Origin of the sequence: Tistrella arctica (assembly GCF_039630945.1) — a bacterium.
GTDB lineage: Bacteria > Pseudomonadota > Alphaproteobacteria > Tistrellales > Tistrellaceae > Tistrella > Tistrella bauzanensis.
This window is the reverse complement of the sequence record NZ_JBBKTV010000004.1, coordinates 247,410-269,035: the sequence shown is the minus strand read 5'-3', so window position 1 is coordinate 269,035 and position 21,626 is coordinate 247,410. Positions and strand designations below refer to the sequence as shown.

Below are 21,626 nucleotides of genomic sequence, written 5' to 3'. Positions count from 1 at the left end.
CCGATCTCAGTGCCGGGCCCAGGGATAGCCGTCGGCCTGAAGCTCGGCGGTATAGGTTTTCTGCAGCGCCTGAAACTGCTGCAGTACGCCCGGATCGCCGCGATCCAGAAACGCCTCGACCGTGTCCTGCCCGGCGGCCGTCAGCCGGTCGTGGTCGGCATCGGACAGGGTGTGGAAGGTCACGCCATGATCGGATGCCAGTTCGGTCTTGATCTGATTGAAGCTTTCCAGGCTGTGGCGGGCATAGTCGACGGAATAGGCCTCGCCCGCCTGCACCAGAACCTGCTGCAATGCCGGCGTCAGCCGTTCGAACTTGCGCTTGTTCATCACCAGACCGAAGGCGAGGTTCTGGCCGAAATCGAGCATGGTCACATGGGGTGCGACCTCGTATTGCCGATAGGGCAGGATGGTCGGCACATAGGTCTGGGCGCAGGCGATCAGCCCGCGGTCCAGGGCCTGATAGACGTCGGGCGTGGTCACCGACACCATCACGGCGCCGAAGGTTTCGAAGGCCAGCGAATGGGGCGGGTTGGCGCGAAGCTTCATGCCGTCGAGCTGATCGAGCGCGGTCAGCGGCTCCTTGCAGATCAGAACCACCTCGGTCGCGGTCGAATTGGCCAGAAGCACGGTGTTCTGGGCGTCGAATTCGCCCTTCACCACCGGGTTGGTCCGCGCCAGTTCCATCATGCTGGCATTGCCGACCCAGGGGTCGGTGCTGCCGACCGGCAGGTCGCCGACGCGGTAGTTGAACAGCTCGGCCGGCGTATAGACGGCGATGAACGACCCCAGATCGGCCACACCGTCGCCGACGCCGCGCAGCACGTCCTTGGCCGCGATCAGCGCGCCGCCGAAGGTGATGCGGATGTCCAGTTCGCCGCCCGATGCCTCGCGCACCCGCTCGGCATAGGCCTTCAGCAGATCGGCCTGCCATCCCCGGTCAGGGCCGTATTGTGTCAGCGACAGCGATGTCCTGGCCGCGGCCTCGCGCGCCGGCAGCCCCAGCGCCAGCACGCATGCCATCGCCGCCATCGTCACGGATGTCTTCATGATGTCCTCCCGTCGGGTTCTGTATGCGTTGCGACCCGTCATCAGAACCAATGTCAGAACCCCCGGGGGAATTGTCGAAAACTTCGGAAAGTCTCTTTTTCAGGGGGGTTCTTTTTCAGCCGGGCACTTTCTGGAACCCCGACCGGGCGTTCCCCCGGGACCGCACGGGGCATCGCTCTTGTTATATCCCCTCCAGGGGGATAGGATAAAACACATGACCGAGCCATCCGATATCCACGAGACCCATCCTGAGATCGTCAAGCGGCTGAAGCGCGCCGACGGTCATCTCAGAGGCATCATCGAGATGATCGAGGCGGGCAGGCCCTGCCTCGACATCGCCCAGCAGCTTCATGCGGTCGAGAAGGCGGTCAATCAGGCCAAGAAGATCCTGATCCAGGATCATCTCGATCATTGCCTTGAGGGTGTCGTTGGTCATCTTGAGAAAGACCAGCGTCAGTCGATCGATACCTTCAAGAAGATCACCAAGTACCTATAAGAAGTCGATACCGCCCGCTGTGCCGCCCGTGGCGCAGGCGGGTGGTCGAAGAGGGCATCATGTGGCGCATCCTCGCCAATCGGACCTACCGCCATCTGTTCCTGGCCCAGATGATCGCGCTGATCGGCACCGGGCTTGCGACCGTCGCGCTGGGATTGCTGGCCTATGACCTCGCCGGCGCCGATGCCGGCGCGGTTCTGGGCACTGCCCTGGCGATCAAGATGGTCGCCTATGTGGGGGTGGCGCCGGTCGCCACGGCCCTGGCCGAACGGCTGCCGCGGCGGGCGCTGCTGGTCTGCCTCGATCTGGTGCGGGCGGGCGTGGCGGTGCTGCTGCCCTTCGTGACCCAGGTGTGGGAGGTGTATCTCCTGATCTTCGTGCTGCAATCGGCCTCGGCCGCCTTCACACCCAGCTTCCAGGCGACCATTCCCGACGTGCTGACGGACGAGGCGGATTACACCCGCGCCCTGTCGCTGTCGCGGCTGGCCTATGATCTCGAAAGCCTGGTCAGCCCGATGCTGGCGGCAGCGCTTCTGACCGTTATCGGCTTCCACGACCTGTTCGCGGGCACGGCCGTGGGTTTCCTCGGCTCGGCCGCCCTGGTGGGCGCGATCGCGCTGCCGGCATCGAGGCCCACCGAAGGTCAGGGCATGGTCGACCGGGCCACGCGGGGCTTGCGGATCTTTGGCGCCACACCGCGCCTGCGTGGCCTGCTGGCGCTGAACCTCGCGATCGCCGCCGCCGGCGCCATGGTCATCGTCAACACGGTGGTGCTGGTGCAGGCGGAATTCGGCCATGGGCAGCGCGCGACGGCCATGGCCCTGGCGGGTTTCGGGGCCGGATCGATGATCGCGGCCCTGCTGCTGCCGCGCCTGCTCGACGGCATCAGCGATCGCGCGGCCATGATCGGGGGGGCGGCGATGCTGGTCGCGGGGCTGTTCGGCGGCTGCCTTGTCGCCGGCCTCGACGTATTGCTGGCCCTGTGGTTCGTGCTCGGCCTTGGGTATTCGCTGGCGCAGACGCCCTCCGGGCGGTTGTTGCGCCGATCGTCACATCCGGAGGACCGGCCACCGCTCTTCGCCGCGCAATTCATGCTGTCGCATGCCTGCTGGCTGATCACCTATCCCGTCGCCGGCTGGCTGGGCGCGATGGCCGGGATGTCGGCCACCTTCGCCGTGCTGGGGGGGATCGCGGCTGTCGCGGTTCTGGTCGCCATACGCCAGTGGCCCGCGGGCGATCCCGTCGAGATCGAGCATGTCCATCAGACGCTGGCGCCGGACCATCCCCATCTGACCGGCGCGGCGCCCGCCGGCGCCGGCCATCGGCACCGCCACGCCTATGTCATCGACAGCCATCACCCCGAATGGCCGCGAATGGCCTGAGGCGCCGTGTGATGTCTTCATCGCTGTCGGCGTGATCTCCGGGCGTCAGTCGAGCGGTCTGACATCGAAGGCGAAACTGATGCGCTTGCCGGGGCGGGGGAAGGGAATCGTGCGATGATGGATATGTGACGGCGTCAGCAGCAGCATGCCCGCGCGCGGCGCGACGCGCAGTGTTTCCGGATATCTGTCGGCCATTGATGGCCCGGCGCCGAATTCAATGCAGCCGTCACCATCGCCCTCTTCTGAAAATGGTTCGGGGATCGCGATATAGTAGACGCCGCTCAGCCATCCGGCGCGATGGGTGTGCCAGTCTTCGTATGCGCCATGGCCCTGGATCAGGCCCCATGCCCGCAACCGCGCGCGGGCAGGCCGGCACTGCAACCATGGGTCATGCGCGGCATCGGGCGTCGAGGCGATGCGTCGCGCCACGTCACGATCGATACAGGCGGTGATCGCGGTGAACAGGGCGCGGATCAGTGCCGGATCGCGGCCGTTCATCAGATGATGAATGCGGGTCGCGCCGCGCATGGCCAGTTCGTCGACCGGCACATCGGTGATCGGATAGGGATTGGTGGTCAGCTCCGCCGCCAGCCCGGCATTGAAATCATCCAGAGAGCGAAAGCCCGCCGGACAATCGAGTGTCGACCGGCTTATCCGTCCGGGGGAGAACAGCAGATCGCGCGCGGCATCGGCCCGGCCGGCATATGCCTCCACCCGCCCGCGATCAAGCAGCAATTGCACATGGCGGGCGCCCCGCGCCCAAAGATGGTCGCAGAGGTCGCCAAGTTCGTTGAGGCGGTTGCCGGCGCGCAGCAGCCGGCCCAGTTCAAAAGCCGCCTCACGGTGCGTGGGATCATCGGCGAGCGCGGCACGAAAATCCCGCTCGGCGAGATCGGGCCGGTTCAGACCCATGGCCGCGATCCCGCGCATATACAGACCATGCGACGATATCGGCGTTGTCGCCGCCGCGATCAGCCCGGCCACATCGCCATGACGTCCAAGCCGGTTCCAACACCGCGCAAGGCCAAGCCGGACATCGTCGAGCATGGGATCGATGCGCAATGCGGTGTCGAACGCCGCCGCCGCTCTGGCGAAATCAAGCCGGTCAAGCCAGATTCTGCCGATCCTGGCGTGGATCCACGCGGTGTCGGGCGTCAATACGGCCGCGCGCAGCAGCATTGAATGCGCGGTGTCAGGGTCGGCAACCCCAACGGATATCGGATCCTGCCAGGCGATTGTCACGCCGGACGCCGCGGCAACCGCATCGCTTGGCAAGCGAGCAGGCATTGCCGACCACATCTCGCATCAGGAGGAGGTGTCGCCGTCCGGGACAGCATTCAAGACGGTATCGGTCATGGCGACGTCGATGCGGACGATCTTCGGCTCATGCCATTGAGCCCTGGACGGCGCGGCCTGGGCGGCGGCCACGCGGTTGGCCTGTGGGGTGCGGGCGCTGTTCTCGGTCATCGATGTTTTCTCCCGAAAGTGCCAGATCTTCAACGCGACCAGGGAGACCGCGCACAAAAGCTATCATCTGTATTCTATCGGAGCTTATAGAATTCTGCGTGGCAGGACAATCTCAACAATCTCTCCCGAACATGCATGTCGACTGGTATGTCTTGAAGGATCGGCGTCGCGCGCATCCCGTGGGGCGGGTTGGCGGCGGTGACGGTTGATTAATCCCGGATGGTTCCCGGAACGATGTGTCGCGCGGGTGTTTGCAGAGCATGAATGACAACCATGATTATCTGGTGGCCTCCCGTCAGGGCATCTACTATGTCAATCATTCTGAATACAGACTGTTGCGAGACGGATACTATTTCGGAATAACAGTTTCCGGCGCGGACATATACTGTTTCAAATCCAGGCCTCTCGTGGAAGCGGCGGAAAACCCGCGTTGTGGAAGCATTGTCCGTTACAGATATCGCGATGGCGAGCTGTCCGATGGCGAGGTAATGGTCGAGGGACTTGACTATAATGGACATCAGGTCGATGTCTTCGATGGCGCCTTCTGGCTGGTCGATAGCGGCAATCAACAGATTCTGGAATTCGACGCCAACTGGAATCAGACCGCCCATCGTATCGGCCCGCCGGTCGCGCGCCGCAGCGCCGATGACGCCCATATCAATGCCTTTCATGGCCGTGGCGACCGGATCTATCTGATGTTCCATAATGGTCATCGTGGCATACCGAGCGAAATCGTTGAATTCGATCGTGGTTTTCGCGAGACCGGACGGACACGACTGGCGTCGACCGCCTGTCACGATGTGGTTCCACTGGAGGATGGCTCGCTGCTTTACTGTGAATCGATCAAAGGTCAACTCGCGATCGTGGGCGGCGAGCGCTATAAGATCGATGCCTTGTATACGCGAGGCCTCGCCGTTGGCGACGCGGAAATCGCGGTGGGCAGTTCCCTCTATGGCGCCCGGGCCTCGCGGCATATGCTGCCGGGATTCGTCACCTTCCTCGACCGCGCCTATAACCGCGTCGCCCGCCTCCACCTACCGGCGGCACCGACCCAGATCCGGCGGCTTGATGGCAATGACCGGTCATTGTCGACGCCGCGATGACGACTGACGGCCATGTCCGGTGACGTGTGGACGCGGCCGCGGCTCAGATCGGCTATGGCTGAACCCTGGCGCGGTGCTACGCTGATCACGGCCGCGTCGTGCCGCGCCGGCACGGGGCGCCGCCCGTCCGCCCAAGGACATTGCCGCCCTCTCCAGGACATTGATTGCCGGATAGCCGAGGACCGCTTATGACCATGACACTCGACACCCTGGTGGTGCGGCGCACCGACGCCCTATATGACGAGGCCGATGGCGAGATCACCGTCATGAAGCTGGAGGACGGGTCTTTCTATCGCCTCAACGGCGTCGCGACCCAGATCCTGCGCGCCATGTCGGAGCCGCGACGCGTCGCGGAGATCCGGGATCACCTGTTGCGCTGCTATGAGGTCGATGTCGCCACCTGCGAGGCGCAGTTGCTGGCGCTGCTTGATCAGATGGCCGCGGAACATCTGATCGACCGTCGCGATGAGACGGCGGCGCCACGGGCGGATGGCCAGTGAGCGCGATTGCCTGCCTGTGGCGGTTCGACGGGCGGCCCGGCGTCGCGGCCGATTGCGACCGCATGCTGTCCGCCCAGCGGATCTATGGGCCGCATCATGGCGCCCAATGGGCGGATGACGCGCGTGGGGCCGGAGGCGCGCTCGCCATGGGGCGTCGGCTGTACCGCATGCTTCCCGAGGACATGGCGGATCGCGGACCGGTCAAGAGCCGCGATGGGCGGCTGGTGCTGGTCGCGGATGTCCGGCTGGACAATCGCGACGAGTTGATCAGCGCGCTCCGATCAGACGATGCGGCGCTCCGGCGTGACTGCGATGCCGGGATCCTGATGGCCTGCCTGGAGCGCTGGGGCGACGACGCGCTTGACCGGCTGGTCGGCGACTTCGCCTTCGCGCTCTGGGACAGCCACCGGCGCAAGCTGACGCTGGCACGCGATTTCATGGGCCAGAGGCCGCTGCATTTTCATGACGGCAAAGGCTTCTTCGCCGCCGCGACCATGGCCAAGGGGCTGCATGCGCTGCCGGACGTTCCCTACGCCGCCGATGAGCGGACGGTCGCCGAATTCGTGGCGTTGCTGCCGCAATCCGGCCCGGGGAGCTTCTTCAGGGACGTTCAGCGTGTCGAGCAGGGGCAGATTGTCACGGTGACCCGCGATGGCATATCGCGCCGGCTCTATTGGCAGCCGCGACGGCCTGACCGTGGCGATCGGGGGCCGCGCGACTGGGTCGATGGCGTGCGTCACCATCTCGATCAGGCGGTCCGGTCGCGGTTGCGGGGAAGCAATGGCGCTGTCGCCAGCCATTTGAGTTCGGGCTTTGACAGCGCCGCCGTCACCGCCACGGCGGCGCGACTGCTGGCGGCCGAGGGCGGGCGCGTGACCGCCTTCACATCGGTGCCGACGGTGCATCCCGACAACCGCTTCGCGCAGCGCCGGACCCTGGACGAGGGGCCGCTGGCGGCGGCCACGGCGGCGCTGTATCCGAATATCGAGCATGTCCGGCTGCGGACGGGCCATGTCTCGCCGATCGATGATCTTGATCGCACGTTCTTCCTGTTTGAACGGCCAAAGCTCAATCTGTGCAACTGGGTGTGGTTGCGCCAGATCACGCAGGAGACACGTGATCGCGGGCTGGGGATCATCCTGCATGGCATGATGGGTAACATGACGTTCAGCTATTACGGGCTGGAACTGCTGCCTGAATTGTTGCGGACCGGGCGGTGGGGCCGGCTCGCGCGGGAATATGCCGGTTTGATGACCCGGGCCGGGATGAGCTGGCGCGCGCCCGCCGGCATCACCTTCGGACCCTATATGCCGCCGCGGCTTTGGGGGCGCCTGACCATGCGCTTTCAGGGCTTCAAGGACGACGTCTTCAACTATACGGCCATCAGCCGGCGGGGCTTCGACGAGATGGATATCGGCGGGCTGGCCAAGGCCCGCGACCTCGATCTGAACTATCGCCCGCGCAAGGATGGATTCGCCGATCGGGTGTGGGTGCTTCGGCGCACCGATCCCGGCAACAACAACAAGGGGACGCTGGCAGGCTGGGGCGTCGATCTACGGGATCCCACGGCCGACCGGCGTCTGGCCGAATACTGTCTGAGCATTCCGACCGAGGCATATCTTCAGGGCGGGGTGACACGGGCGGTGGCCCGGAAGGTGCTGAGCGACCGTCTGCCGGATGTGGTTCTGAACACGCGAAAGCGCGGCTACCAGGCCAGCGACTGGCATGTCGGGCTGACCGGTGGTCGCGCCGATGCCGCCGACGAGCTGGCCAGGATCGCCCGGTGCGATGCGGCGACGCGCACGCTCGATGTGGCCCGTATGCAGCAGCTCGTCGATGACTTGCCGACAGCCGACTGGGAACATCCCGGCGTGATCCGCAGCTATCGGCTGGCCCTGTTGCGGGGCATTTCCGCCGGGCATTTCCTGCGCAAGGCATCGGGTTCGAACTGACGGCCCCCGCTCAGGCCCTGTCTGGCCAAAAGCAGGGGCCTGAGATGGGGACGTGCGCGCCCTGGGGCCGGTCAGGCCGTTCGCGGCCGCTCCTGAACCGTGCCGTCGGCCCAGTCCGACTGGCTGACATCGGCGATCGCCTCGCCCTGATCCTTCCAGCGCTGGCGTTCGGCCTCGGTGGCGCGGGGAGAGAACAGGCCGAGCTGGGCATAGAGGATGCCGATCACCGGCGACAGCCAGCAGGCGAAGGCCAGCGGGATATAGAGCAGGTTCTGGATCTCGCCATCGGCGATGCCCAGCGCCAGGGCGCTGATCACGAAGGCGCCGCCGGCATTCCACGGCACCAGCGGCGACATCAGCGTGCCGCCTTCCTCGATCGCCCGCGACAGGTTGAGCGTGGAATAGCCGAGCCCGCGATAGACCGGCGCATACATCCGGCCGGGCAGGGCGATGGACAGATAAGGGTCGCCGGCGACCAGATTGGTGGCAAGCGAGGTGCCGACCGCCGCGGTCTGAATACCCGCGAAGCTGCGCACCCGCGCCATGATCGCCTGGATGATGGTTTCAAGGCAGCCGGTCTGTTCCAGCGCGCCGCCAAAGCCCAGCGCGATCAGCACCAGCGAGATCGTCCACATCATCGACTGGATGCCGCCGCGATTGAGCAGGCTGTCGATTTCAGCGACGCCGGTATCGATGGCATAGCCGCTGTTGGCGAAGGTGAAAATCTCGTGCAGCGTGGCGCCCTGGGTGAGCATGGCCACCACGCCGCCCGCGATCACGCCCGCGAACAGCGACGGGATCGGCGGCATCCGCATCAGCGCCAGTGCGATGACCAGCAGCGCCGGCAGCAGCAGCCAGGGCGAGATGGCGAAATTCGCCTGAAGCGCGCCGGTGATCGCGCCGATCTTCTCGAACGAGGCGCCATCGGCATCGACCACCAGGAAACCCACCGCCAGATAGATCACGAAGGCGATCAGCATCGACGGGATCGTGGTCGGCATCATGTTCTTGATGTGCGAGAACACATCGGTGCCGGTGACCGCCGGCGCCAGATTGGTGGTGTCGGACAAAGGCGACACCTTGTCGCCGAAGAACGCGCCCGAGACCACGGCGCCCGCCGTCCAGTAGACCGGCACGTCGAAGCCGGCGCCGATGCCCATCAACGCCAGACCCACCGTGCCGACCGTGCCCCACGACGTTCCCAGCGACAGCGACACCACCGCGCACAGCACCATCGCCGCCGCCAGGAAGATCTGCGGCGACAGCAGGGTCAGGCCGTAATAGATCAGCGTCGGCACCGTGCCGCTGGCAATCCACACCCCGATGATCATGCCGACACAGATCAACACCGACACCGATGGCAGCGCCACATGGATGACGTGGAACACCCCTTCCTCGATGTCCTGCCAGGTGAACCCCAGGGCGATGCCGACGACGGCGGTGATCGCGAGGCCGATGGCCAGCGGTACATGGGGCGTGAAATCGCCGAAATAGAACAGTTGCAGTCCCAGGACGAACAGAGTCAGAACAACCGGCGTCAATGCCAGTGTCAGGCTGGGGCGTTTTTTGGCCCTCGATCGTGACGGTGAAGTCATGGCGGGCCTCTCTTTGTCTCATGGACGGGTCGGGCGGACGTCATTGATTTCGGTGGTCACATGACAATGCACGGCATGACCGGTCCGACCACTGGCCGGGGCCGCATCCGCGCTGCATGACCTTGGCTGGATCTGCACAGATCCGCACGCTTCGCGCATCACGATCATAGTCATGCCCGGATGAATCATCCAAGCGATTTGCCGCCGGGGAGCTGTGATTTTGAGATCACCCAAAGCGGCGCCGATCGGCCGCCAGGCTGTGCGTGCGAATCATAAAATTGCCTTATTCACATTAAGAAAACACTTTGATAGGGTGATAATCATCAAAGACATGCTTCCTGCCGCAGAAGAGGGCACACCGCGCCATGAGTTTCGTCGAGGACTATGCAACGGCCGATGCGGTCGCATTGGCAGGCCGCATCCGCGCTGGCGAGATCACGCCCGACGAGGCGGTGGCGGCGGCGTTTGCCGCGATCGACCGCGTCAACCCGGCGCTGAACGCGGTGATCCTGCGCATGGAAGCCGAGGCCCGGGTGCAGCTTGCGGCACTCGACCGGGTCGACCGGGCCACGGCGCCGCTCTGGGGCGTGCCGGTGCTGTTGAAGGACGACTGCCAGTCCTATGCCGGCGTGCCCAGCGCCAATGCCAGCCGGCTGGCCGCCGGCTTCACCCGCGATTACGACACCGAGATCATGGCGCGCTATCGCCGCGCCGGGCTGATCGTGGTCGGGAAGACCAATCTGCCGGAATACGGCTCCAACGCCACAACCGAACCGGTCGCAAACGGGCCAACGCACAATCCTTGGAAGCATGGCTACAGCGTCGGCGGGTCGAGCGGCGGGTCGGCCGCGGCGGTGGCGGCGGGCATGGCGCCGATCGGCTATGCCAATGACGGCGCCGGATCGATCCGCTGCCCGGCCTCGTCGACCGGCACTTTCGGGCTGAAGCCCTCACGCGCCCGCACCCCGGCCGGGCCGGTGTCGTGGGATCTGTGGGGCGGGCTGGTGTCGGAGCATGTCATCACCCGCAGCGTGCGCGACAGCGCGCTGATGCTGGACCTGACCGACGGCCCCGATATCGGCGCGCCCTATTTCGCGCCGCCCAAGCAGCGCCCATGGATCGACGAGGTCACGACCGGGCCCGGCCGGCTGCGGATCGCGGTCTGCCTGACCCCGCCGGTCGATGTGGCGGTGACCGCCGATGCCCGCGACGCGGTGGCCCGCATGGCGCGGCTGCTGGAACAGATGGGCCACGAGATCGTCGAGGCCGTGCCGGCCTATGATGGCGAGGCGGTGGCCCGGGCGGTGAAGCTGATGTTGTGCGCCTATGACGCCGCCCAGGTCGACGACCTGTCGGCCCTGACCGGCCGGCCGGTCAGCCGCGAGACCGTGGAAGGCTGCATTCTGGCGGCGGCGGAGCGCGGCCGCGCGATCCCGGCGCCGGCATTGCTGGATGCCCGCGGCCGGATGGGGGCCGAGGCCCGGCGGTTCTGCCGCTTCTTCACCGGCTATGACCTGCTGATGACGCCGACCCTGCCGCAGGCGCCGATGGCCCATGGCTTCCTCGATTGCGACGGCCTGGATCTGGATACCTATCTGGACCGGGTGATGGGCCATCTGGGCTTCACCCATATCGCCAATGTCACCGGCCAGCCGGCCATGTCGGTGCCGGGCGGGTTCAGCGCCGACGGCCTGCCGGTGGGCGTGCAGTTCATCGCCCGGCCGGGCGACGAGGCCACCCTGTTCCGGCTGGCCGGGCGGATCGAGGAGGCGGCCCCCTGGGCGCATCTGCGGCCGCCCGCGCATGCCGCGCGCGGCTGAGCGGAGCCAGCATCGCCATGTATGCCCCCGCACGCTATCGCATCGACGACCCGGACCGGATCGCCGCCTTCGTCGATGCCCATGGCTTCGCGATGCTGGTCGATGCGGCGCCGCAGGACGCCGTGCCCCTGGCCAGCCATCTGCCGATGCTGCGGCTGGATGGCGCGCCCCGGCCGGGCGCGCGGCTGTTGAGCCATCTGGCGCGCGCCAACCCCCAGGCGGCACGGTTGCGCGATGGCGTGCGGGTGCTGGCGGTGTTCACCGGCCCCGACGGCTATGTGTCGCCGGCCTGGTATGTCACCGGCGCCGATGCGCCGACCTGGAATTATGCCGCCGTCCACATCACCGGCCGTATCCGACTGATCCGGGGCGATGATGCGGCGCGCGCGGTGCTGGCGCGCACGGTTGCGCATTTCGAGGCGCGCCGCCCGCGGCCCTGGCTGCTGGACGTGCTGGACGCGGCCGATATCGGCGCGATGCTGCCGCGCATCCAGGCCTTCGAGATCGTGATCGACACGGTCGAGGCGCTGGCCAAATACAGCCAGGAACGCCCGGCGGCCGACCGGGTGGCGGTGATGGCGGCGCTGGCCACGTCATCGCGCGACGAGGACCGGGCATTGGCGGCCGAGATGGCGGCCTGTCCCGGCATCGCGCCGGAGGGGCCGTCATGACCGGCCGGTCAGAGGCGCCCGAAGCCGTCGGCCGGGCCGCCCTCGTCTTCGGTGAATTCGGCGGCCTCGGCCAGATGGTGGCGGAGCAGGGCGGCGGCGAGCCTGCGATTGCCGGTTTCAATCGCGTTCAGGATCGCCAGATGCTCGCAGCACGACTGCACCACCCGGTCGGCCGGCAGCCGGCGGAACTCCTCGCGCTCCTGAATCCGGCGCAGATTGTTCTGCTGGGCGATCGCCTGATCGAAGAACCGGTTGCGGGCGCCGGCGACGATGGCCTCGTGAAAGGCCGAATTCACGCGGAACCAGTCGCGTTCGTCGAGCCCTGCCGGGTCGCTGGCCAGAACCTGCATATGGGCGGCGCGGACCTCGCGGAACCGCTCCTCGTCCACCCGATAGCCCGGCTGGGCCAGGGCCTGGCATTCGACGGCGATGCGGAAGGCATAGCTTTCCGAAACCGCGTCGTCGTCGTCCAGACTGTCGGCGAACCGCCAGCCATGGCCGGGCTGGCGGGCGACCAGACCCTCGGCCGACAGCCGGATCAGCACGCGCCTGAGTGTGCCGTGCGACACGTCATAGCGGGGCAGAAGCTCGGCTTCCGACACATCCTGGGCGATGCGGCCCTGGGCCTTGTCGGCGATGATCTGCTGATAGACCCGCTCGGCATCCGATGTCGGCAGCAGGGCCTCGACCCGGGCGACCGCATCGGCGATGGCGGCCGGATCGTCGAGCAGCCGGAAGCTGCGGCCGGGCGACTGGGCGATCAGCCCTTCCGCCTCCAGCAGTTCCAGCGCCCGGCGCACCGGCGTGCGCGACACGCCCAGCGCCTTGGCCAGCGCCAGTTCGGGGCAGCGTTCCCCCGGCTTCCAGCGGCCATCGCCGATCCGTTCCAGAATCCGGCGCGCAACCTCGGCCTGCAAGGCCGACAGCTCGGGTCGCGGGGTCTCGGGTCGCGGGGTCTCTGGCCGCGAGGTCTCTGGCCGCTGGGCCGCGTCATCACTGCCCCTGGGCATCATCACCACCTGAAATACAGCCTGCGACTGGCGGGTGCCGGCATCCGGCATCCCCTGTTAACCACGCCGCACCGCCGCGATCAAGCCCGGCCTGCATGGCCGGGGGCGGTTTCAGAACTGTCTTCCCTGTGCAATAAGCACAATTGTGTTGCCGACGCACGATCCGCCACCGGGATCTTTCCCCTCCGCCCAAGGACGACCCGCCGATGACACCTCCCGTGGCTCCCGTCAGCGCCGCCGACGTGACCGACTTCCCCATGGTCGAGCTGGCCGGCACAGCCTTCGAGCGCGGCCAGCGCCATGGTCAGGCATTGAAGACCCATGTGCTGGGCAGTGTGGCGCTGTATGCCGCCCAGTTGCGGGCGATGAACCACGACTGGGCGGGCATTGCCGCCATCGCGCGTGAATTCCTGCCGGTGGTCGAAGGCTTCGACGCCAGCTATGTCGAGGAAATGCGCGGCATCGCCCAAGGTGCCGGCTGCGATCTGGAACATATCCTGCTGATCAATGCCCGCACCGAGATCCTCCAGATCGGCCGGATGCGCGCGGGCATCCCCGATGAGGAGCCGGATGGCTGCACCGGTGCCGTGGTGCTGGGTACCGAGACCGCCCATGGCCGGCTGATCCACGGCCAGAACTGGGACTGGCGGCCGGAATGCGCCCACACAACCGTGGTGCTGAAGATCCGCCGCGACGACGGCCCCGATCTGCTGACCATGACCGAGGCCGGGGGCCTCGCGCGCTGCGGGATGAATTCGGCCGGCATCGCCATCACCGCCAATTATCTGGAATGCGACCGCGATTACGCCCAGGTCGGCGTACCGCTGGCGCTGATCCGGCGCAAGGTGCTGGAACAGGCCCATATGGCGCTGGCGATGAAGACCGTGGCGACCACGCCCAAATCGGCCTCGAACAACATGATGTTGAGCTGGTCGCAGGGCTTCGCGATCGATTTCGAATGCGCGCCCGACGAAGCCTTCCAGATCTATCCCGATGATGCCGGCATGATCGTGCATGCCAATCACTGGACCAGCCCGGTGGCGCTGTCGAAGCTGCGCGATACCGGCATTCCCTTCGTGCCGGAAAGCTTCTATCGCGACTGGCGGGTGCGCCGGGCGCTGGCGGCGCGGCGCGGCCAGATCACCCGCGCCGATCTGAAGGCGGCGTTCTTCGACGATTTCGGCGTGCCCTATTCGGTGTGCCGGCCGCCGCGCCCCGGCGCCGGCGGCTCGATCTCGTCGACGGTCGCCATGGTGGTGATGGAACCGGCGGCCGGCGTGATGGAGGTGGCGCCGATGCCGGCGCTCCGCGACCGCTTCACCACCTATACCCTCGACATGGACGAGACGGCGACCCGCGACGCCAGGGCCTGCGCGCCTGCCCGTCCGACCGCCTGATCGCCGCCATCATCCACGCACCATCAACCAGGGGCCCCAAGCCAGATGCGGCATTTCATCCTCTACCGCCTCGCGTCGGCGATCCCGACGCTGGTGGTGGTGGCGCTCGCGGTCTTCGTGCTGATCCGCGCCATCCCCGGCGATCCCGTCACCACCATGCTCGGCGACAGCGCCGATCCGGCGACCGTGTCTGCCCTGCGTCAGGCCTATGGCCTCGACGGCCCGTGGCCGCTGCAATTCGTGCTGTGGGTCGAACGGCTGCTCGCGGGCGATATGGGCCGGTCGATCGTCAACAACCTGCCGGTGGCCGATCTGGTCGCCGACCGGTTCATGGTCACCGCCGGGGTGGTGTTTCCAGCGGTGGTGATCGCAACCCTGGTCGCCGTGCCGCTGGGCATGATCGCCGCCTGGGCGCGCGGCGGCACGCTGGACCTGACCCTGACCGCCCTTGCCACCCTGATCATGTCGGTGCCCACCTTCTGGCTGGGGCTGCTGATCCTGATGTGGTTCGGGCTGGAACTGGGCTGGCTGCCGATCGTGGGCTATGTCGGCTTCGGCGAGAATGCCGGGCGCGCGCTCGCCTATCTGGTCATGCCGGTGATGACGCTCACCATCGTCGAGATCGGCATCCTGACCCGGATGGCGCGGGCCAACACCATCGATGTCCTCAGGCTGGAATACGTCACCCATGCCCGCGCCAAGGGCCTGCCGGAGCATGTGGTGATGACCCGCCACGTGTTTCCCAACGCCTTCGCGCCCACCCTGACCCTGGTCGGGCTGATCCTGGGCAATCTGCTGGGGGGCATCGCCGTTACCGAGACCATCTTCTCGCTGCCGGGGCTAGGCCGGCTGCTGGTCGATGCGATCTATGCCCGCGACTATCCGGTGGTGCAGGGCGGGCTGCTGTTCATTGCCGGGCTGTATGTCGTGATCAACCTGATCGTCGACCTGCTGCACCCGTTGTTCGACCCGAGGATCGCCGCATGACCGCCACCACATCAGAAGGCCCAGGGGTTGGCGAAGGCCCAGGGGTTGGCGCAGGCTCTGGGGCTGGCGACGGCACCGCCCCGGTGCCGCGCCTGCTGCGTCGCCGCCGGCCGGTGGGCCTGTGGATCGGCGCCACCCTGGTGGGGCTGGTCATCGTTCTGGCGGTGATGGGGCTGATCTGGACGCCCTATAACCCGATGGCGCTGGACATCCCGCACCGGCTTCAGGCGCCATCGGCGGCGCATTGGCTGGGCACCGACGAATTCGGCCGCGACGTGCTGTCGCGGATCATGAGCGGCGCCACCACCAGCGTCACCATCGGCGTGTCGACGGTGGCAACCGCCAGCCTGATCGGCGCGCCGATCGGCATACTCGCGGGGTTTCTGGGCGGCATGGTCGACCGGCTGGTCGCCGTGGTGGTCGATGCGCTGCTGGCCTTTCCCGGCATCCTGATGGCGCTGGGGCTGATGGCGGTGATCGGCCCGGGCGAGAGCAGCATCGTGCTGGCGCTGGGCATCGCCTATACCCCCGCCATGGCGCGGGTGGTGCGCAGCATCGTGATGTCGCTGCGCAGCCGCGATTTCGTGGAAGCATCCATGGTCACCGGCAATTCCACGCTCTACACCATGGCGGCGCATGTGCTGCCCAATGCGGTGTCGCCGATCATCGTGCTGGCGACATCGATGTTCGGCTGGGCCTTGCTGGCTGAAAGCGCGCTCAGCTTTCTGGGCCTGGGCGTGCCGCCGCCGGCGGCGACCTGGGGCTCGATGCTCTCGGCCGGCCGTCCGCATCTGGGCCAGGCCGACTGGCTGACCATTTTCCCCGGTGCCTGCATCACGCTGGCCCTGCTCGGCATCTGCCTGGTGGGTGACGCGCTGCGCGACCGGCTCGATCCCAGGATGCGCAGGGCATGACCGATCAGCACCCACCCCTTCTGTCGATTCAGGGTCTGACCATCGGGGTCGATGGCGGCCCGGCGGTGGTCGACGATGTCACCCTCAACCTCGCCGCGTCCGGGATCATGGCCGTGGTCGGCGAAAGCGGCTCGGGCAAGACCGTGGTGTCGCGCGCGGTGCTCGATCTGCTGCCGCCGCCGCTGATGCGCCGGGCCGGGCGGATCGTCTTCGACGGCCGCGATCTGACGGCGCTGAGGCCGGCGGAGCGTCATGCCGTGCGCGGTGTCGAGATCGGCATGGTGTTTCAGGAGCCGATGGTGTCGCTGAACCCGGCGCTGACGGTTGGCGCGCAACTGGTGGAAGGATTGATCCGGCATCAGCGGATCAGCCCGGCCGAGGCGCGCGACCGCGCGCTTGAGATGCTGGCCCGCATCCGGATCGACGATCCGGCGCGCTGCTTCGGCGCCTGGCCGCATGAATTTTCCGGCGGCATGCGCCAGCGGATCATGCTGGCCTCGGTGATGCTGCTGACGCCGAAACTGCTGATCGCGGACGAGCCGACCACCGCCCTCGACACCCTGGTGCAGCGCGAGGTGCTGGAGCTGATGGTGGAACTGGCGGAGGAGAACCGCACCGCCATTCTGCTGGTCAGCCATGATCTGGGGCTGGTGGCGCGCTATGCCGACCGGGTGGCGGTGATGCGCCGGGGCGTGGTGGTGGAACAGGGCGCCACCGCCGATATCCTGCTGAACCCCGCCCACGACTATACCCGCAGCCTGCTGGATGCGATGCCGCGGCCCCGGCGGCTGGCGCCGGTGTCGCTGGCGCCGGTGCCGGTGATCGAGGCGCGCGATCTGGTGGTGGTGCATCCCGGGCGGCGGCGGATGCTGACCCGGGCGCCCGATAAGCGCGCGGTCGACGGGGTCAGTTTCCGGGTTCAGCCCGGCGAAACCCTGGCGCTGGTCGGCGAAAGCGGATCGGGCAAGACCACCGTCGGGCGCTGTCTGGTGGGGTTGACCCGGCCCAGCGGCGGGCAGTTGCTGTTCCGTGGCACCGATCCGCTGCGCGCCAGCGCCGCCCAGGCCCGCGACCGGCGGCTGAACTGCCAGATGGTGTTCCAGGACCCGTTCTCGTCGCTGGACCCGCGCCATGGCGTGGGCCGGATCGTGGGTGAACCGCTGCGCCATGTGCCGGGGCTGTCGGCGGCCGATGCGGCAAGGCGGGTGGACGAGGTGCTCGACGAGGTGGGGCTGGGCAGCGGCTATGCCCGGCGGCTGCCGCATGAACTCTCCGGCGGCCAGCGCCAGCGGGTGGCGATCGCCCGCGCCATCATCCGCCGCCCGGCCTTCGTGGTCGCCGACGAGGCGGTGTCGGCGCTGGATATGACCGTGCAGGCGCAGGTGCTGGACCTGTTCGCCGATCTGCAACAGCGCCATGGCTTTTCCTGCCTGTTCATCACCCATGCCCTGGGGGTGGTGCGCCGCATCGCCCATCGGGTGGCGGTGATGAAGGATGGCCGGATCGTCGAGACGGCGGCGACCGAGGATCTGTTCGCCGCGCCGCGCGCCGAATATACCCGCGCGCTGCTGGATGCGGCGCCGGTGCTGGAGCCGCTGCCCGGCGGCGGCTGGCGGCCGGTGGTGGCGGCCGGCAGCCGCCGTGCCCCGCAGGCTGCCCCTCGTTCTGCGTTATAACATCAAAAAACGCAGTTTTTAACTTGGCCTGTGTCCTGGCCGGTCCTATGCTTGCCAAGGCAAGGCCCGCCTGCGGACGGCCGACAGACGCCATGAAACCGGAGCCCGGCCCATGATCCCCGACGGCATCACCCTCGCCCAGCCGCATCTCAACTTCTATGATTTCGGCCCCACCCCCTTCGTGGCGCTGCCCAACGAACAGCGGGTGTCGTATTGCCTGTATGTGCCGAAACACTTCGCCACCGCCGATGCCGCGGCGCGCCGGCATTGGCGGCTGATTGTCGCCATGCATGGCACCGGCCGCACGGCGGCGGCCTATCGCGACCATTTCGCGGCCTTTGCCGACGCCCATGACTGCATCATCCTGGCGCCGCTGTTTCCGGTGGGGCTGATCGAGCCGGGCGAGATGTCGAACTACAAGCGCATCAAATTCCACGACATGCGCTTCGACCAACTGGTGCTCGACATGGTCGATCTGGTTGGCCGGCGCTATGACATCGACGTCTCGCGGGTGGCGTTGTTCGGGTTTTCGGGCGGCGGCCATTTCACCCACCGCTTCCTGTATCTGCACCCCAGCCGGCTGTTCGCGGCCTCGATCGGCGCCCCCGGCGGCGTGACGCTGCTGGACGATACCCGCGACTGGTGGGTGGGCACCCGCAATCTGCGCGCGGTGTTCGGGGTGGATGTCGATCTGGCGGCGATGCGCCGGGTGATGGTGCAGATGGTGGTGGGCGCCGAGGATACCGACACCTGGGAAATCACCCTGAAGCCGGGCATGCCGGGCTGGATGGAGGATGCCAACATCGCCGGCGCCACCCGGATCGACAAGATCGCCAGCCTGAAGGCGGGGTTCGAGGCCGCCGGCATCGCGGTGCGCCACGATGTGCTGCCGGGCGTGCGCCATGAAGGGCTGAAGGTGGTCGGCGCGGTTCAGGACTTTCTGGCCGATGCGGTGGCCGCCAGCCGGGCGTGACCGACCATGGGCCAGCCGCCTTGCGCGGGGAGCGCGCGGGGCCGCTGGCGGACATACCGGACCGGACGCCGTTTTCAAGAATGTCCGGCCGGCTCGTGACAGGGACCGGCGGCCCCGCCGCCGGTGTCGCTTCATCAAGATTCGGACGATGCGGTGGCCAGACCACGCGCAAGGGCCGGACGATGCGAAGGGGAAGACCCATGACCTGCGTGACCAGGCGGCATCTGCGCGCCGCGACCGTGGCGGCCGCAGCGCTTCTGCTGCCTCAGATTGCCTTTTCTGCCAGTGAAATGCCGAAGACCGAGCGGATCACCCTTGCGATCCCGACCGATCTGCGCAGCACCAATCCGGGTGTGCAGCGCGACGGCACCGCCGATCTGATCCTGCATCACGTGGTCGAGGGGCTGGTCGGCCATCGCGAGGATCTGTCGATCGGCCCGGTGCTGGCCGAAAGCTTCAGGCAGAGCGAGGACGGGTTGAGCTGGCAGTTCAAGCTGCGGCCCGGCGTGCGCTTCCACAATGGCGAAACCATGACCTCGGCCGATGTCGCCTGGAGCTGGAACCGCTATCTGAAGCCCGAGACCACCTGGCAGTGCAAGCGGTTCTTCGATGGCAGCCAGGGCGCCGCGATCACCGCGATCGAGACCCCGGCCCCGGATGTGGTGGTGTTCCGGCTGGAAAAGCCCAACGCGCTGCTGCCGATGATGATGGCCAATATCCAGTGCAATGCCGCCGTGCTGCACCCGTCCTCGGTGGCCGAGGATGGTAGCTGGAAGGCCCCTGTGGGCACCGGCCCCTATGTGATCGGCGACTGGAAGCCCGGCCGCTATGTGGAACTGACCCGGTTCGACGACTATACCGGCCGCGACACACCGACCGACGGCATGACCGGTGCGCGCCCGGCGCTCGCAAAACATCTGCGCTTTCTGATCACGCCCGATGGCGCGGTGATGAAGAACGCGCTCTATGCCGGCGATCTGGACATGGTGGTCGATCTGGGCCCGGCCGATATCGCCGAGGCCGAACAGCGCGGGCTGACGGTGTTCAAGCAGCCGATCCTGTCGTGGCGGCTGCTGCTGATGCAGACCACCGACCCGGTGCTGTCGGACAAGCGCATCCGCCAGGCGATCGCCCATGCGATCGACGTGCCGTCGATCGTGGCGGTGGCGAGCGAGGGTCTGGCCAAGGCCAATCCGTCGGGCGTGGCGCTGGCCAGCCCCTATCACACCCCGGTGCATGATCAGTGGCCGGCCTATGATCCGGCGGCGGCGCAGGCGCTGTTGAAGGAGGCCGGCTATGCCGGCCAGCCGATCCGCATTCAGACCAATATGCGCCCCGGCGGCTATCACGAGGTGGCGATCACCGCCCAGGCGATGTTGCAGGCGGTGGGCATCAACGCCCAGATCGAGGTTCTGGACTGGGCGACCCAGCTTCAGAACTATCTGACCGGCAATTACCAGATCCAGTCCTTCGCCTATTCCTCGCGCCTCGACCCGGCGATCGCCTATTCCTCGATCATCGGTGACAAGGCCAAATCGCCCAGCGTGTCGTGGGAAGACCCGACCGCGATGAAGCTGCTGGATGCCTCGAAGCAGACCATGGACCCGGCGCCGCGCACCAAACTGTTCGAACAGATCCACACCCGCATGGCCGATGCGGTGCCGGTGATCGGGCTGTATAACGATGTCCGCGTGGTCGCGACCGCGGCTTCCCTGCAAGGCTACAAGCCCTGGTCGGCCGGCTTCGACCGCTTCTGGGGCGTGACCAAGGCGGAATAGGCGAGGAGGCCCACGACGGAACAGGCACCTCCGCCGCCGTCCCGACCTGCCAGGGGTTGGGACGGTGGCCGGCGGACCGAGGCACGGGGTGACTGGAAACCGCATCAGGATCAGCCGCGCCAGCGCCGTGATACCCTCGGCGAGCGCGATCGAGCGTTGCAGCAGAATGACTGACAGGGTGCGTGTGGGTCCAGTCGATCATCAGTTGGCCGCGGCGGCCAGCGCCTCGCAGCGCACCCACCATTGCGAGCGCGTGGCGGCATCGCGCAGCGCATCGAGCACGCCGCCGTCACCCTCGCCGAATTCGATCAGGCACAGCCGCTCGCCCCGGCTTTCCAGAACGTTGACCGTGACCGCGCGGCAGCCTTCCGGCACCACGCCCGACGGGCTGTCCATGCTGCGTTCCAGCGCATCGCGCGTCGGGCAGGCCTGAACCGGCCCGGCATTGGGGGCGGGCGTGGTCTCCTCTGTTGCGTCCTGTGCCGCCGCCGGCGCCGTGGCGGCAAGCATCAGTGCCAGAACGGCCGGCCCTGCGGCAGCGGCGGTGATCATGACAGCGCGGGGCTTGATCGGCATTCTCTGGTCCCTCCCGTCGGGCATGGCAGTATCGTCCTGCCTTGCCAACGACCGAGCGGCACCAAAGGTTGCGTCCGGACCGGTTCCGCATCAAGCGGTCATGGCCGGGGTGCGGCGCCCTCGACACGTCGGGCGGCGAAGGTGGCTTCGACCGCGTCATTCGATCGGCCCCGCCCGGCACGCATCGACGCGCGCGGCCTCGACCTTGCGACGCAGCCAGTCGTCATAGCCGCGCGCCTGCCGGCGCCGCTCGACCTCGTCACTCATCATCCGATCCATGAA

At 67.2% G+C, this 21,626-nt stretch carries 19 protein-coding genes and 1 pseudogene; 13 read left to right on the top strand and 7 right to left on the bottom strand.

Annotation, left to right across the window (positions count from 1 at the left end; genetic code table 11):
• Window positions 1-6: 6 nt before the first annotated feature.
• The gene (locus WG924_RS10750) at window positions 7-1,047 is read right to left on the bottom strand and encodes a C4-dicarboxylate TRAP transporter substrate-binding protein (protein WP_345933027.1); all 1,041 of its coding nucleotides are present in this window, start codon (window positions 1,045-1,047) and stop codon (window positions 7-9) included.
• Between the two features lie 214 nt (window positions 1,048-1,261).
• Here WG924_RS10750 and WG924_RS10745 point away from each other — a divergent pair, with 214 nt between their 5' ends.
• A complete protein-coding gene (locus tag WG924_RS10745; protein WP_188577018.1) occupies window positions 1,262-1,543 on the top strand; it encodes a metal-sensing transcriptional repressor in 282 nt (93 codons plus the stop codon).
• A gap of 59 nt (window positions 1,544-1,602) precedes the next feature.
• The gene (locus WG924_RS10740) at window positions 1,603-2,925 is read left to right on the top strand and encodes an MFS transporter (protein ID WP_345933026.1); all 1,323 of its coding nucleotides are present in this window, start codon (window positions 1,603-1,605) and stop codon (window positions 2,923-2,925) included.
• 45 nt (window positions 2,926-2,970) lie between these two features.
• Here the strand turns inward: WG924_RS10740 and WG924_RS10735 are convergent, their stop codons facing one another.
• Both WG924_RS10735 and WG924_RS10730 read right to left on the bottom strand, forming a co-directional pair.
• The gene (locus WG924_RS10735; RefSeq protein WP_345933025.1) at window positions 2,971-4,104 is read right to left on the bottom strand and encodes a 2OG-Fe(II) oxygenase family protein; all 1,134 of its coding nucleotides are present in this window, start codon (window positions 4,102-4,104) and stop codon (window positions 2,971-2,973) included.
• A 126-nt stretch (window positions 4,105-4,230) separates the two neighbouring features.
• Entirely contained in the window at window positions 4,231-4,392 is a 162-nt protein-coding gene (locus WG924_RS10730) for a hypothetical protein (RefSeq protein WP_345933023.1), read from the bottom strand.
• 260 nt (window positions 4,393-4,652) lie between these two features.
• Between WG924_RS10730 and WG924_RS10725 the strand changes: the two genes are divergently transcribed.
• From WG924_RS10725 to WG924_RS10715, 3 genes are all read left to right on the top strand, one after another.
• The gene (locus tag WG924_RS10725) at window positions 4,653-5,495 is read left to right on the top strand and encodes a hypothetical protein (RefSeq protein ID WP_345933022.1); all 843 of its coding nucleotides are present in this window, start codon (window positions 4,653-4,655) and stop codon (window positions 5,493-5,495) included.
• A gap of 194 nt (window positions 5,496-5,689) precedes the next feature.
• Window positions 5,690-5,995, top strand: coding sequence for a PqqD family protein (locus WG924_RS10720; RefSeq protein WP_345933021.1), 306 nt, complete (start codon window positions 5,690-5,692; stop codon window positions 5,993-5,995).
• Window positions 5,992-7,947 (top strand): asparagine synthetase B family protein, encoded by a 1,956-nt coding sequence (locus WG924_RS10715; protein ID WP_345933020.1) that lies wholly within the window; start codon window positions 5,992-5,994, stop codon window positions 7,945-7,947. Before WG924_RS10720 ends, WG924_RS10715 begins: the two co-directional genes overlap by 4 nt.
• A gap of 71 nt (window positions 7,948-8,018) precedes the next feature.
• On the opposite strand, the gene nhaC is transcribed toward WG924_RS10715, so the two are convergent.
• Window positions 8,019-9,542 carry a Na+/H+ antiporter NhaC gene (gene nhaC / locus WG924_RS10710; RefSeq protein ID WP_345933018.1) on the bottom strand — a complete coding sequence of 508 codons (1,524 nt, stop codon included), beginning with the start codon at window positions 9,540-9,542 and terminating at the stop codon, window positions 8,019-8,021.
• Between the two features lie 365 nt (window positions 9,543-9,907).
• On the opposite strand from nhaC, the gene WG924_RS10705 reads away from it, so the two are divergent.
• Together WG924_RS10705 and WG924_RS10700 are read left to right on the top strand one after the other, a co-directional pair.
• Window positions 9,908-11,362: an amidase gene (locus tag WG924_RS10705; RefSeq protein ID WP_345933017.1), complete on the top strand. Its 1,455-nt coding sequence runs from the start codon at window positions 9,908-9,910 to the stop codon at window positions 11,360-11,362.
• Between the two features lie 17 nt (window positions 11,363-11,379).
• Window positions 11,380-12,033: an FMN-binding negative transcriptional regulator gene (locus tag WG924_RS10700; protein WP_345933016.1), complete on the top strand. Its 654-nt coding sequence runs from the start codon at window positions 11,380-11,382 to the stop codon at window positions 12,031-12,033.
• A gap of 8 nt (window positions 12,034-12,041) precedes the next feature.
• Here WG924_RS10700 and WG924_RS10695 read toward each other — a convergent pair whose 3' ends face one another.
• Window positions 12,042-13,094 carry a GntR family transcriptional regulator gene (locus WG924_RS10695; RefSeq protein ID WP_345933015.1) on the bottom strand — a complete coding sequence of 351 codons (1,053 nt, stop codon included), beginning with the start codon at window positions 13,092-13,094 and terminating at the stop codon, window positions 12,042-12,044.
• Between the two features lie 155 nt (window positions 13,095-13,249).
• Between WG924_RS10695 and WG924_RS10690 the strand changes: the two genes are divergently transcribed.
• From WG924_RS10690 to WG924_RS10665, 6 genes are all read left to right on the top strand, one after another.
• Entirely contained in the window at window positions 13,250-14,440 is a 1,191-nt protein-coding gene (locus WG924_RS10690) for a C45 family autoproteolytic acyltransferase/hydrolase (protein ID WP_345933014.1), read from the top strand.
• Between the two features lie 45 nt (window positions 14,441-14,485).
• Window positions 14,486-15,427: an ABC transporter permease gene (locus tag WG924_RS10685; RefSeq protein ID WP_188577004.1), complete on the top strand. Its 942-nt coding sequence runs from the start codon at window positions 14,486-14,488 to the stop codon at window positions 15,425-15,427.
• Window positions 15,424-16,341: an ABC transporter permease gene (locus tag WG924_RS10680; protein WP_345933013.1), complete on the top strand. Its 918-nt coding sequence runs from the start codon at window positions 15,424-15,426 to the stop codon at window positions 16,339-16,341. The genes WG924_RS10685 and WG924_RS10680 overlap by 4 nt, the downstream gene beginning before the upstream one ends.
• Window positions 16,338-18,017: a dipeptide ABC transporter ATP-binding protein gene (locus WG924_RS10675; protein ID WP_345933012.1), complete on the top strand. Its 1,680-nt coding sequence runs from the start codon at window positions 16,338-16,340 to the stop codon at window positions 18,015-18,017. Before WG924_RS10680 ends, WG924_RS10675 begins: the two co-directional genes overlap by 4 nt.
• Window positions 18,018-18,129: 112 nt before the next feature.
• Window positions 18,130-18,990, top strand: coding sequence for an alpha/beta hydrolase family protein (locus WG924_RS10670; protein ID WP_345933011.1), 861 nt, complete (start codon window positions 18,130-18,132; stop codon window positions 18,988-18,990).
• Between the two features lie 200 nt (window positions 18,991-19,190).
• Entirely contained in the window at window positions 19,191-20,768 is a 1,578-nt protein-coding gene (locus WG924_RS10665) for an ABC transporter substrate-binding protein (protein WP_345933010.1), read from the top strand.
• Window positions 20,769-20,969: 201 nt separating this feature from the next.
• On the opposite strand, the gene WG924_RS10660 is transcribed toward WG924_RS10665, so the two are convergent.
• On the bottom strand, window positions 20,970-21,344 hold the full coding sequence (locus tag WG924_RS10660) for a hypothetical protein (protein ID WP_345933009.1): 375 nt from the start codon (window positions 21,342-21,344) through the stop codon (window positions 20,970-20,972).
• Window positions 21,345-21,442: 98 nt separating this feature from the next.
• Window positions 21,443-21,596 (bottom strand): annotated as a pseudogene (locus tag WG924_RS10655) (antitoxin of toxin-antitoxin stability system); the annotation flags it as partial.
• Between the last annotated feature and the right edge of the window lie 30 nt (window positions 21,597-21,626).